The sequence below is a fragment of the Variovorax raffinosi genome (genome assembly GCF_051216615.1).
Lineage (GTDB): Bacteria > Pseudomonadota > Gammaproteobacteria > Burkholderiales > Burkholderiaceae_C > Variovorax.
In genome coordinates this window covers 798,037-810,808 of the sequence record NZ_JBPJZR010000002.1, presented here as the reverse complement: position 1 = coordinate 810,808, position 12,772 = coordinate 798,037, and the positions used below count along the sequence as shown (strand labels likewise).

Below are 12,772 nucleotides of genomic sequence, written 5' to 3'. Positions count from 1 at the left end.
CTTCATGACCATCGATCTCCAGACGCTCAAGTGCGGCGAATGCGGCAGCAGCGTGCTCAAGCGCACCGGCCTCAATGAATACACCTGCGACCACTGCGGCTCCGTCACGCTGGTCGAGGACAACGTGTCCGATCGGCTTGAGCGCGTGCTCGACCAGGTCAAGAACGAAGCAGGCCGGCGCCTGGCGGCCGAGGAAGCGCTCCGGCAGAAGCTGATGCTGCGCAAGATCGGCATCGGCGTGATCGTCGTGCTGGGCGTGGTGCTGGTGGGGCGCATCATCGAAGTGCTCCTCGAATCGCGCAACCCGCCAAGCGCGCAGCCGGTGGTTGCCGCCATCGTCGATCGCACCATTCCGACGGATGGCCTGAAGCTCGGCGAACCCAGGCAGGTGCTGGTGGGCAGCGGCAGCTCGGCGGTGCCCAAGCTGCTGGTGGTGGCGCGCAACGAGACCGGCAAGCCGCTGTCGCGCGCGGGCATCCGCGCCACCTACTACGACGGCGACAACCGGCTCGACGAGCGCAGCGAGATGGTGCCGATCTCCGTGCTCGAACCTGGCGAGAGCACGCCCGCGTTGATCGACATGCCCAGCGGCAAGAACATCACGCGGCAGGACCTGCGGGTGCAGAAGCTGTCCGAGCCCTACAACGCCGTCGAGGGACCGCGCATGACCTTCGCGCGCGTGCGGCTGGTGCAGCAGGGCGATCGCGTGCGGCTGGTGGGCCGCGTCGCCAACACGCGCAAGGACGCGGCCATGATCGGCGGCATCGAGGTGCTGGCCACGCTGTACGACGATGCAGGGCAGGTGATCGGCTTCGGCCACGGCTACGGGCAATCGAATGAACTCAAGCCTGGCGCGCAGACCTCGGTGGACCTGAGCATTGCCCGCTTCGGCCGCGCGGCGGCCATCGCGGCGTGGGACTACCGCATCGGCTACAGCACCATCGAGACCTCGGGTGCGCGCACGGCGGTGCTGAGCACCGACCGCGTGATCCGCAGCACCAGCGCACCGGAGCGCTTCAACCCCGAACTGCGCCTGGGCACCGAAGACCTGCTGGCCGACGACAGCGAGCGCTTCGATGCGAAGCAGCTCGAACTGCTGCCGCTGATCGACGGGCGCAACAACATCCAGCAGCGGCTGTTCCTGACCGAGCTGGTGAACCGCAGCACCGACACGGTGGCCATCGCGCCGGGCGGCGTGATCTCGCGCTTCAGCGGCAGCAAGGCCGACGGCACCACCAACATCTCGGGGCTGGCGTACCTGTACCCGGGCGAGCGCTTTCCGATCTTCCTGGAGCCGGAAGACATGGAGCGCATCACCGACACCCGCATCGAGTGGAAGCCGATGCGCCGCGCCGCCATGCCGGGGCCGCGCATGTCGCTGGAAGTGAAGGTGACGGGCACCAAGGCCGAAACCGGCAGCGTGCTGCTCAACTTCAGCCAGCGCTTCACCTACAAGAGCGTGGAGGTCAAGGGCAGCGTGAAGAACCCGGGCACGAACATCGTCGGCAAGGTGCGGCTGTGGGTCAGCCTGCGCGACCGCAGCGGGCAGCTCACCGGCTTCAAGCTGGTGGAGAACCTGCCGGCCATCGCGCCCGGCGAGAGCGTGCCTTTCCAGGTGAACGTGGAGCAGAACGGCCGCGACTTCGCCAGCGTGACGACGCTATACCAAACCGAATAGCCCCTCGGGCGACGGCGTTGGGCGGTTCGCGCCATGATCGCGCCCATGATTCCGTTATCGATCCTCGACCTTTCCCCGATCATTGAGGGCAGCAACGCGGCACAGTCGTTCCGCAACTCGCTCTCGCTCGCGCAGCATGGCGAGAAGCTCGGCTACACGCGCTACTGGCTGGCGGAGCACCACGGCATGCCGGGCATTGCGAGCGCGGCCACGGCGGTGCTGCTGTCGTACGTGGGGGCGGGCACCTCGACCATCCGCATCGGCGCCGGCGGCGTGATGCTGCCGAACCATTCGCCACTGGTGATTGCCGAGCAGTTCGGCACGCTGGAGTCGCTGTACCCGGGGCGCATCGACCTGGGCCTGGGGCGTGCGCCCGGCTCCGACCAGCGCACCGCGCGGGCGCTGCGCCGCAATCTCGAATCCGATTCCGACCAGTTCCCGCAGGACGTGCTCGAGCTGATGGACTTCATGTCGAAGGCACCGCAACAGCCCGTGCGGGCCGTGCCCGGCGAGGGGCTGGAAGTGCCGGTGTGGATCCTCGGCTCCAGTACCTTCGGCGCGCAGCTCGCGGCGCACCTGGGTTTGCCCTATGCCTTTGCCTCGCACTTCGCGCCGCAGCAGATCATGCAGGCCATCCAGATCTACCGCGAGACCTTCAAGCCTTCGGCGCAACTGAAAAAGCCGTACGTGATGCTGGGCTTCAACGTGTTCGCGGCCGACACCGACGAAGAGGCCGAGTTTCGCGCCACCTCGTGGCAGCAGGCCTTCGTCAACCTGCGCAGCGGCCGGCCGGGGCGCCTGCCGCCGCCGGTCGAGAACTACCGCCAGAAGGTCGGGCCGGCCGAGAACGCGCTGCTCGACTCGGTGCTGTCGTGCTCTGCGGTGGGTTCGGTCGAGACGGTGAAGAAGGGCGTGGAAGCGTTCGTGGCGCGCACTGGCGCCGACGAACTCATGATCACCTCGCAGGTGTTCGACCACGTCGCGCGGCTGCGCTCGTACGAGCTGCTGGCCGAAGCTTTCGGCCAGAAGAAGTAGCCGCAGCGGTCAGGCCCGCTTGCGGGCTTCCTCGTCGACAAGGTCCTTCTTCGACAGCTTGCCGACCGCCGTCTTGGGCAACTCGGCGCGCAACTCCAGCGCGCCGATCATCTCGTGCTTGCCCAGGCGGTCTTTCAGGAACAGCTTGAGCGCATCGAGCGTCAGTTCGGGCGCGCCTTCCTTCAGCTTGACGAAGGCTTTGGGCGACTGGCCACGGTAGTCGTCGGGCACGCCGATCACGCAGACCTCGGCCACCGACGGGTGCTCGTACACGGCTTCTTCGAGCACGCGCGGATAGACGTTGTAGCCGCCGCACAGCAGCATGTCCTTGGTGCGATCGACGATGTAGAAGTAGCCGTCGGCGTCCATCTTCGCGACGTCGCCGCTGCGGAAATAACCGTCGGGTGTCATCGACTCGGCCGTGGCCTTGGGGTTGTTCCAGTAGCCCTTCATCACGTTCGGACCCTTGACGCACAGCTCGCCCGCTTCGCCGAATGCGGTCACGTCCTTCGTCGGATCGTCCAGGCTCACGAGCTTGATGCGCACCTGCGGCAATGGCATGCCGCACGAGCCCGCCTTGCGCACGCCGCGCGCGGGCGTGAAGGTGCCCACCGGCGAGGTCTCGGTCATGCCCCAGCCTTCGTTGAGGTGGCAGCCGGTGAGCGCGAAGAAGCGCTGCTCCACTTCCACCGGCAACGGCGCGCCGCCCGAGCCGCAGAACTTGAGCGAGCGCAGGTCCATCTCCTTGGCCTTGGGGTGCGACAGGATGGCCGTGTACATCGTCGGCACACCGGGGAACACGCTGATCCTGCTGGCGGCGAGTTCGTTCATCACGGCATCGACATCGAAGCGCGTGTGCAGCACCAGCGCCGCGCCCAGGCGCACGCCGAGCAGCATCGCGGCACTCAGCGCGAAGATATGGAACAGCGGCAGCACGACCAGGAAGCGTTCGGCGCCTTCGACGAGGATCGGTGGCTCGCCGCGTGTCGACTCGTAGTACTGCGCAGAAGCCGAGCTGAGGTTGGCGTGCGTGAGCATCGCGCCCTTGGGCAGGCCGGTGGTGCCGCCGGTGTATTGCAACACCACGATCTCTTGCGCGAGATCGCCGAGTGGGTAGGTGCGGTGCGTGCCTTCGCTTTTCAGCAGATCGGTGAAGCGCACATGCCGCTCGTCCGTTGGCACGGCAGCGATCTGGCCCGCGGCCTGCAACTGGGCCTGCACCTTGTCGCCGGCCGCGCCGTAGTCGCCCAGGCTGCCGACCACCAGCTTCTGCAGGCGTGAGTCGTCCAGCAGCCGTGCCATCAGCGGGTAGAGGTTGACCAGGTCCAGCGTGATCAGGATGTCCGTGCGGCTGTCCTCGATCTTGTGGGCCAGCACGCGCTCGGCATCGAGCGGCGAGTAGTTCACCACCGTGCCGCCGGCCTTGAGCACGGCGAAGAAGGCGATCGGGTAATGGGGTGTGTTCGGAAGGTACAGGCCGACGTGCACGCCGGGCTTCACGCCCAGGTCCTGCAGCGCCTTGGCGGCGCGCTCGACCGCCGCCCCCAGTTGCGCGTAGGTGATGACCTGGCCCATGAACTCGACGGCGGAGTGATCGGGCCAGCGCGCGACGGCTTCGTCGAGCATCTGCTGCACCGGCTTGACGGGCAGTTCGGCGTCCCAGCGCATGCCCGGCGGGTACGCGCGTGTCCAGGGGGTGTTGTCGCCGGAGAGGGCGGAGGAAGAAGAGGGGGCCATGCGTTGTCTCCGCTGTGCTGCTGTTGCAAATCGCGCGGGCGGGTCTGTGCCGCCCTTCGAAGGCACTGTAGCGCCGGGTCTTTCCGCCGGGGAGCGCGGCCTGACATGCAGGCGACACGGGTTTTCCCGATTTCCCACACGCGGGAAGCCCCTACCCCGGGGCTGGGACAATGGCGGGCTTATGGCAAAGCAACGGATCGTGGTGGGACTGAGCGGCGGAGTGGACTCCGCGGTGACGGCGCACCTGCTCAAGCAGCAGGGGCACGAGGTGGTCGGCATCTTCATGAAGAACTGGGAAGACGATGACGACAGTGAATACTGCTCGTCGAACATCGACTTCATCGACGCGGCCAGCGTGGCCGACGTGCTGGGCATCGAGATCGAGCACGTCAACTTCGCGGCCGACTACAAGGACCGCGTGTTCGCCGAGTTCCTGCGCGAGTACAAGGCCGGCCGCACGCCGAACCCCGATGTGCTGTGCAACGCCGAGATCAAGTTCAAGGCCTTCCTCGATCACGCGATGCGCCTGGGCGCCGAGAAGATCGCCACCGGGCACTACGCACGCGTGCGGCTGAACGAAGCCACCGGCAGGCATGAACTGCTGAAGGGGCTTGATGCGTCCAAGGACCAGAGCTACTTCCTGCACCGCCTGAACCAGGCGCAGTTGTCCAAGACGCTGTTCCCGGTCGGCGAGCTGCACAAGACCGAGGTGCGCCGCATCGCGGAAGAGATCGGCCTGCCCAATGCGAAGAAGAAGGACTCGACCGGCATCTGCTTCATCGGCGAGCGGCCGTTCCGCGACTTCCTGAACCGCTACATCTCGAAGGAACCGGGCCCGATCAAGGACGACCGGGGCCGCAAGCTGGGCGAGCACCAGGGGCTGAGCTTCTACACGCTGGGCCAGCGGCAGGGGCTGGGCATCGGCGGCGTCAAGGAGAAGGGCGCGCAGCGCGGCTCGGGCGACCACTCGCCCTGGTTCGTGGCACGCAAGGACGTCGAGAAGAACACGCTCTGGGTGGTGCAGGGGCACGACCATCCGTGGCTGCTGTCATCGGAACTGAAGGCCGACGATGCGAGCTGGGTGGCGGGCGAGGCGCCCGTGGCGGGCAGCTATGGATCGAAGGCGCGCTACCGGCAGGTCGATGCGGCTTGCGACATGGGCGTCGGCGAGGCGGGCGCGGGAACCGGGTTCAGCTTGCGCTTCGGCGAGCCGCAATGGGCCGTCACGCCGGGGCAGTCGGCGGTGCTCTACGACGGCGAGCGTTGCCTCGGGGGCGGCGTCATCGTTTGACCGGTGGTGGAACCGACCGCACCGATTCGTCGATGTGGAGCAGTTCGAGCGGGTAGCGCTTGCCGGCCAGGTAGTCCTCGATGCATTGCAGCAGCAACGGGCTGCGATGCCGCGCGACGCTGGCGCGAATCTCGGCCGGCGTCATCCACACAGTGCGCACGATGCCTTCGTCGAGCGCGCGGCCTTCTTCGAACGCGCCGAGCGTGCCAGTGAAGGCGAAGCGCATGTAGGTGATGTCTTCGCCCCGCTCGGCCTGTGGCCGGGCGCGCGCCATATAGACACCGATGAGTGCCGTTGGCGTGAAATGGTGGGCGGTTTCTTCCAGGGTCTCGCGTGCGCAGCCCTCGGCGGGGGATTCGCCGGGGTCCAGGTGCCCGGCAGGCGTGTTGAGCTTGAGGCCGTCGTCGGCATGCTCCTCGACCAGCAGGAAGCGCCCGTCCCGTTCGATCACCGCGGCCACGGTGACGTTGGGTTTCCAGCGTGCGGATTTGGCTGTAGCCATTGATTGAGGGCCTGTCTACTGTCTATCGCAGCACGTAGCCGCTGAAGCGCCAGATGCGGTCGCTGTCGAGGTGGAAGCTCACGAGTTCGCGCAGGGTGCTCTCGGGCTTGCCGGTGAAGCGGGTTTCGTATTCGATGCTGATGTACTGGCCAGCCGTGTCGCCGTCAGGGTCGGTCACCACCCGGCGATTGATGGCCACCCAAGTGCGTTGACGGGGTGCCCCGAGTGTCGTGCGGCTCCCGGCGACCTTGTCCGTGAAGTCGGCGCGCGTCACGCGCTTGCGGGCGGCAGCGGTGGCGCCGTCCCAGAGTTCGCCGGCCTTGCCCTGGTCGATCATCTGGATCGCCTGCATGCCGCCCCGGACCATGTCGCTGGCCTCGATGTCCTGTGCCGAGGCCGGGCCCAAGCAACTCCAAAGCAGCGCGGCGGCGAGCAACAGCCTGATCATGCGGGGCATTCGTCTCATTCCTTGTGAGGGGTACGGGACGCCCGATGGACAGTCTCCGGGCGGCAGAACCGTTGGAGACTGTAGCGTGCAGGAGATTCCCCAAAGGCTGGGGTGCCCGGCAGGCCTACCGCGTGCCGGCCTTGGGGAGCGCGTCCGCCTCGATCGTTTCCAGGCGGTATCCCAGGCCATAGATGGCCAGCAGCAGGAAGCCGTTGGCGGGCCGCAGGTCGAGCTTGGTTCTCAGGCGTGAGATATGGGTGTCGAGCGAGCGGGACAGCGCCTCGATGCCGAGGCCCCAGACGGCCTCGTGCAGATGCTCCCGCGACAGCAGCCGCCCGAGGTTCTGGAACAGGAACAGCGCGAGTTCGTACTCGCGGTTCTTCAACTCGACCGGCACCCCCCGGACCTTCAGCACGCGCGAGGGCGGATAGAAATGGTAGGGGCCGAAGATCAGTTCGGACTCGTGCTGGGCGGGGTAGGAGCGGCGCAGCAGCGCCCGGACGCGCGCTTCGAGTTCACCGGCGCGGATCGGCTTGGCCATGAAGTCGTCGGCGCCGGCGTTGAGGCCTTCGACCATGTCGGCTTCGTCGCGCCTGTCGGTCACGAAAAGAATGGGAAGGCGGCTCTTGAGCTCCTGCCGGATGCTCTTCACCACGTCCGGCCCGGCCATGTCGGGCAGGCTCCAGTCCAGGATGAGCAGGTCGAAGGTCTGCCGGCGCAGCGCCTGCAACAGCGTTCGTCCTTCGGTGTAGAGGTGGCACTCGTGTCCGAGTCCCACCATGGTTTGATTGATCAGCCGGAGCTGATCCGGGCCATCGTCAAGTACGGCAATTCGCATTCCATCCCCTTTTCCTCCCCGCGCCAGCCTCAGTGAGCTGGCGATCTGGGTGAAGTGTATCTATCTGCGACTGGCGTAAGAATTGTGAATTGCAACTAATGCACGCAAATCCAGTTTTTCACGCAGATAGTGCGGACAATTGGCGGCAGTTGGATACAAATGAAGATTTTTTTGGGCAAGCGTTGGCGAAGTGTTGTCAACAATTGAGCGCTGGACAAGTGGCATCACAGGCGATATCGCCGGGTATGTCCTAGGCCCGCCGGCCGCCTCCAAATGAGGACCGAATCTTCAAATTTGCTCCCAATTAGATAGCTAGACCCGCAGCATCCACAGGCGTTCCGGGGCCAATGGCGGTGGGCATTTTGGCGACAGCAAGCGTCTGTAATCTTGCTGTAAGCTCTGCCCGCATTCCGTGTGCCCCCTTGCCCTGAGGAGATCTCTATGCTGATAGGCGTGCCTGCCGAGACACTGGCTGGCGAAACCCGAGTGGCCGTTACACCTGAAACGGTGAAGAAACTCCTGGCCTCAGGGCACACCGTTCGTGTGCAGTCAGGCGCCGGCGTCGCCGCCAGCGTGACCGATGCGGCTTACCAGGCTGCGGGCGCGGAGATCACCGATCGGGCCGGCGCGTTGTCCGCCGACATGGTCCTGAAAGTGCGCACGCCCACCGATGCCGAAGCCGCGCTGCTCAAGTCCGGCGCCGTCGTCATCGGCATGCTCAATCCCTTCGATGCCACCGGCCTGCAACGCCTGGCCGGCGCGGGCGTTGTCGGCTTCGCTCTCGAAGCAGCGCCGCGCACCACCCGCGCCCAGAGCATGGACGTCCTCTCATCGCAAGCCAACATCGCCGGCTACAAGGCCGTGATGATCGCGGCCGACAAATACCAGCGCTTCTTCCCGATGCTCATGACCGCGGCCGGCACCGTGAAGGCCGCGCGCGTCGTCATCCTCGGCGTCGGTGTCGCCGGCCTGCAGGCCATTGCAACGGCCAAGCGCCTGGGCGCCGTCATCGAAGCCTCCGACGTTCGCCCCAGCGTCAAGGAACAGATCGAATCGCTCGGCGGCAAGTTCATCGAGGTCTCGTACGACACCGATGAAGAAAAAGAAGCCGCCGTCGGCGTCGGCGGCTATGCCAAGCCGATGCCTGCGAGCTGGCTCGCGCGCCAGCAGATCGAAGTCGCCAAGCGCGTGGCGCTGGCCGACATCGTGATCAGCACCGCGCTCATTCCCGGACGCGCCGCGCCGACGCTCATCACCGAGGACATGGTCAAGGCCATGAAGCCCGGCTCGGTGATCGTCGACATCGCCGCCGGCAAGGGTCCCGATGGCGTGGGCGGCAACTGCCCGCTGTCGGAAGCCGACAAGACCGTGGTCAAGCATGGCGTGACCATCGTGGGCGAAACGAATCTCGCGGCGCTCGTGGCGGCCGACGCGTCGGCGCTCTACGCGCGCAACGTGCTCGACTTCCTCAAGCTGATCGTCACCAAAGAGGGCGCGCTGAAGATCGACCTCGAGGACGACATCGTCGCTGCCTGCCGCGTCACGCAAGACGGCCAGGTCACCCGTAAATAAGCGAACAAGCGAAAACGCGAGGAGCACAAGCGCCATGGATCCCGTTTCCCATACCGTCATCAACCTGATCATCTTCGTGCTGGCGATCTACGTCGGCTACCACGTGGTCTGGACCGTCACCCCCGCGCTGCACACGCCGCTGATGGCGGTGACCAACGCGATCTCCGCCATCGTCATCGTGGGCGCCATGCTGGCGGCCGCGCTCACCACCACACCGCTGGGCAAGACCATGGGCGTGCTCGCCGTGGCGCTGGCGGCGGTGAACGTCTTCGGCGGCTTCCTGGTCACGCGGCGCATGCTCGAGATGTTCAAGAAGAAAGAGAAGAAGGCCTCACCAGGTGCTGTCAAGGCAGAAGAGGGAGCCGCCAAGTGAGCATGAACCTCGTCACGCTGCTGTACCTCGTTGCCAGCGTCTGCTTCATCCAGGCCCTCAAGGGCCTGTCCCATCCCACCACCTCGATCCGCGGCAACATCTTCGGCATGACCGGCATGGCGATTGCCGTGCTGACCACCATCGCGTTGATCCACGGACAGGCGCGCTCGCTCAACGTCGACTTCGGCACCGGCATCGCCTATGTGCTGGCGGCGGTGGTGGTCGGTGGCGGCCTGGGTGCCTTCATGGCCAACAAGGTCGAGATGACCAAGATGCCCGAGCTGGTCGCCTTCATGCACAGCATGATCGGCCTGGCCGCGGTGTTCATCGGCGTGGCCGCGGTGGCCGAGCCCTGGGCCTTCGGCATCACCGCCGCGCCCGTGGCCGCGTTGATCGGTGCGCAGACGCCCGACGGCGCCATCGTCATCGACGGCTTCCTGCGCTACGGCATTCCCTACGGCAACCGGCTCGAACTGTTCCTGGGTGCGGCCATCGGCGCCATCACCTTCAGCGGCTCGGTCATCGCCTTCGGCAAGCTGTCGGGCAAGTACAAGTTCCGCCTGTTCCAGGGCGCGCCGGTGCAGTTCAAGGGCCAGCACATGCTGAACCTGGTGCTGGGCCTGCTGACCATTGCGCTGGGCCTGCTGTTCGTGGCCACCGAAAGCTGGGGCGCGTTCTTCGCGATGCTGGCGCTGGCCTTCGTGATGGGCGTGCTCATCATCATCCCGATCGGCGGCGCCGACATGCCGGTGGTGGTGTCGATGCTCAACAGCTACTCGGGCTGGGCGGCCGCGGGCATCGGCTTCAGCCTGAACAACGCAATGCTGATCGTGGCCGGTTCTCTGGTGGGCTCATCGGGCGCGATCCTGAGCTACATCATGTGCAAGGCGATGAACCGCTCGTTCTTCAACGTGATCCTGGGCGGCTTCGGCGGCGAGGCCGCCACCGCCGGTGGCGCGGCGAAGGAACAGCGCCCGGTGAAGACCGGCAGCGCCGACGACGCGGCCTTCGTGCTCGGCAATGCCGAGACGGTCGTCATCGTGCCGGGCTACGGCCTTGCCGTGGCGCGCGCGCAGCATGCGGTGAAGGAGCTGGCGCAAAAGCTCACCGACAAGGGCATCACCGTCAAGTACGCCATTCATCCGGTGGCGGGCCGCATGCCCGGCCACATGAACGTGCTGCTGGCCGAAGCCGAAGTGCCCTACGACCAGGTGTTCGAGATGGAAGACATCAACGGCGAGTTCGGCCAAGCCGACGTGGCGATCATCCTGGGCGCCAACGACGTGGTGAACCCCGCTGCCCACACCAAGGGCAGCCCGATCTACGGCATGCCCATTCTGGAGGCCTACAAGGCCAAGACCGTGATCGTGAACAAGCGCTCCATGGCCGCGGGTTATGCCGGCCTGGACAACGAGCTCTTCTACATGGACAAGACCATGATGGTTTTTGGCGATGCCAAGAAAGTAGTAGAAGATATGGGCAAGGCCATCGAATAGGCCGAAGGTCCGTGCCCGCGATGCGGGCGAGTTCCTGGCGGCGCCACTTCGTGCGCCGTTTTCGTTTTCAACTGTCCGACTCCCGGAGGAGACAAATCCATGACCGACCGTCCCTGGCTCAGCAGCTACCCGCAGGGTGTGCCCGCCGATATCGATGCCTCGCAGTACCCTTCGCTGGTTGCGCTCATGGAAGAGAGCTTCACGAAGTACGCCGACCGCACGGCCTACAGCTTCATGGGCAAGGACATCAGCTACGCCGAGACGGACAAGCAGAGCAAGTCTTTCGCGGGCTACCTGCAGGGGCTCGGCCTGGTCAAGGGCGACCGCGTCGCCGCGATGATGCCCAACTGCCCGCAGTACCCGATCGCGGTCGCGGGCATCCTGCGCGCCGGCCTGATCCTGGTCAACGTGAACCCGCTGTACACGCCGCGCGAACTCGAGCACCAGCTCAAGGACTCGGGCGCCAAGGCCATCATCATCATGGAGAACTTCGGCACCACGCTGCAGCAATGCATCGCGGCCACGCCGATCAAGCACATCGTGCTGGCCTCCATGGGCGACCGCCTTGGTTTCCTCAAGGGCGCGCTCGTCAACTACGTGGTGCGCAACGTCAAGAAGCTGGTGCCGCACTTCAGCCTGCCGGGCGCCGTGCGCTTCAACGATGCGCTCGACAAGGGCGCCAGCCGCACGCCGCAGCCCGTGGCCATCGGCCCTGACGATGTCGCCGTGCTGCAGTACACCGGCGGCACCACGGGCGTGTCGAAGGGCGCGGTGCTGCTGCATCGCAACGTGATCGCCAACGTGCTGCAGTCCGAAGCCTGGAACGGTCCGGCCATGGACAAGGTGCCCCCCAACGAACAGCCAACCAGCGTGTGCGCGCTGCCGCTGTATCACATCTTCGCGTTCACGGTCGGCATGATGCTGAACATGCGCACGGGCGGCAAGCTGATCCTGATTCCGAATCCGCGCGACATCGCGGGCGTGCTCAAGGAATTGTCGAAGCACACGATCCACAGCCTTCCGGCCGTCAACACGCTGTTCAACGGGCTGGCGAACCACCCCGACTTCAACACCGTCAACTGGAAGAACCTGAAGATCTCGGTGGGTGGCGGCATGGCCGTGCAGGCTGCGGTCGCCAAGCTCTGGCTCGAAAAAACCGGCTGCCCGATCTGCGAAGGCTACGGCCTGTCGGAGACCTCGCCGTCGACCACCTGCAACCCGACCAACAGCACCGCCTACACCGGCACCATCGGCCTGCCGCTGCCCAACACCTGGCTCAAGCTGCTCGATGACGAAGGCAACGAAGTGCCGGTGGGCGAGCGCGGCGAAATCGCGATCAAGGGGCCGCAGGTGATGGCCGGCTACTGGCAGCGCCCCGACGAGACCGCGAAGGTCATGACGCCCGACGGCTACTTCAAGAGCGGCGACATCGGCGTGGTCGACGAGCGCGGCTACTTCAAGGTGGTCGACCGCAAGAAGGACATGATCCTGGTCTCGGGCTTCAACGTGTACCCGAACGAGATCGAAGACGTGGTTGCACTGATTCCGGGCGTGCTCGAATGCGCGGCCGTCGGCATACCCGACGAGAAGACTGGCGAGGCCGTGAAGCTCGTGATCGTCAAGAAAGATCCCTCGCTCACCGAGGCGCAAGTGCGCGAATACTGCAGAGCAAACCTTACGGGTTACAAGCAACCGCGAATCGTAGAGTTTCGTACCGACATGCCGAAGACACCGGTCGGCAAGATCCTTCGCCGCGAGCTGCGAGACACGAAGAAGTAAGGGTTCGGCCCGGGTAGGGCCAC

General features: G+C 65.7%; 11 protein-coding genes. 7 read left to right on the top strand and 4 right to left on the bottom strand.

Annotated features, from left to right (window positions below; all coding sequences use genetic code 11):
* The first annotated feature begins 4 nt into the window (after positions 1-4).
* Both ACSFB7_RS09730 and ACSFB7_RS09725 read left to right on the top strand, forming a co-directional pair.
* On the top strand, positions 5-1,678 hold the full coding sequence (locus tag ACSFB7_RS09730) for an FxLYD domain-containing protein (RefSeq protein ID WP_435469403.1): 1,674 nt from the start codon (positions 5-7) through the stop codon (positions 1,676-1,678).
* Positions 1,679-1,723: 45 nt separating this feature from the next.
* A complete protein-coding gene (locus ACSFB7_RS09725; RefSeq protein ID WP_435469401.1) occupies positions 1,724-2,713 on the top strand; it encodes an LLM class flavin-dependent oxidoreductase in 990 nt (329 codons plus the stop codon).
* Positions 2,714-2,722: 9 nt separating this feature from the next.
* Here the strand turns inward: ACSFB7_RS09725 and ACSFB7_RS09720 are convergent, their stop codons facing one another.
* Positions 2,723-4,450 carry a long-chain-fatty-acid--CoA ligase gene (locus tag ACSFB7_RS09720; protein WP_435469399.1) on the bottom strand — a complete coding sequence of 576 codons (1,728 nt, stop codon included), beginning with the start codon at positions 4,448-4,450 and terminating at the stop codon, positions 2,723-2,725.
* Positions 4,451-4,631: 181 nt separating this feature from the next.
* Between ACSFB7_RS09720 and mnmA the strand changes: the two genes are divergently transcribed.
* A complete protein-coding gene (gene mnmA, locus ACSFB7_RS09715) occupies positions 4,632-5,741 on the top strand; it encodes a tRNA 2-thiouridine(34) synthase MnmA (protein ID WP_435469397.1) in 1,110 nt (369 codons plus the stop codon).
* On the opposite strand, the gene ACSFB7_RS09710 is transcribed toward mnmA, so the two are convergent.
* The 3 genes from ACSFB7_RS09710 to ACSFB7_RS09700 all read right to left on the bottom strand — a co-directional run bounded on the left by ACSFB7_RS09710 (position 5,731) and on the right by ACSFB7_RS09700 (position 7,529).
* Positions 5,731-6,243 carry an NUDIX hydrolase gene (locus ACSFB7_RS09710; protein WP_435469395.1) on the bottom strand — a complete coding sequence of 171 codons (513 nt, stop codon included), beginning with the start codon at positions 6,241-6,243 and terminating at the stop codon, positions 5,731-5,733. The two genes, mnmA and ACSFB7_RS09710, sit on opposite strands and share 11 nt — an antisense overlap.
* Positions 6,244-6,265: 22 nt before the next feature.
* Positions 6,266-6,700, bottom strand: coding sequence for a DUF4019 domain-containing protein (locus tag ACSFB7_RS09705; protein WP_435469394.1), 435 nt, complete (start codon positions 6,698-6,700; stop codon positions 6,266-6,268).
* Positions 6,701-6,815: 115 nt separating this feature from the next.
* Positions 6,816-7,529 (bottom strand): response regulator transcription factor, encoded by a 714-nt coding sequence (locus tag ACSFB7_RS09700; protein WP_435469392.1) that lies wholly within the window; start codon positions 7,527-7,529, stop codon positions 6,816-6,818.
* A 441-nt stretch (positions 7,530-7,970) separates the two neighbouring features.
* On the opposite strand from ACSFB7_RS09700, the gene ACSFB7_RS09695 reads away from it, so the two are divergent.
* The 4 genes from ACSFB7_RS09695 (at position 7,971) to ACSFB7_RS09680 (ending at position 12,749) form a co-directional block, all read left to right on the top strand.
* Positions 7,971-9,101 carry a Re/Si-specific NAD(P)(+) transhydrogenase subunit alpha gene (locus tag ACSFB7_RS09695; RefSeq protein WP_435469390.1) on the top strand — a complete coding sequence of 377 codons (1,131 nt, stop codon included), beginning with the start codon at positions 7,971-7,973 and terminating at the stop codon, positions 9,099-9,101.
* A gap of 34 nt (positions 9,102-9,135) precedes the next feature.
* Entirely contained in the window at positions 9,136-9,474 is a 339-nt protein-coding gene (locus ACSFB7_RS09690; RefSeq protein ID WP_435469388.1) for an NAD(P) transhydrogenase subunit alpha part 2, read from the top strand.
* Positions 9,471-10,970, top strand: a complete 1,500-nt coding sequence (locus ACSFB7_RS09685) for an NAD(P)(+) transhydrogenase (Re/Si-specific) subunit beta (RefSeq protein ID WP_435469386.1) — start codon at positions 9,471-9,473, stop codon at positions 10,968-10,970. The genes ACSFB7_RS09690 and ACSFB7_RS09685 overlap by 4 nt, the downstream gene beginning before the upstream one ends.
* 99 nt (positions 10,971-11,069) lie before the next feature.
* Entirely contained in the window at positions 11,070-12,749 is a 1,680-nt protein-coding gene (locus tag ACSFB7_RS09680) for a long-chain-fatty-acid--CoA ligase (protein WP_435469384.1), read from the top strand.
* Positions 12,750-12,772: the final 23 nt, after the last annotated feature.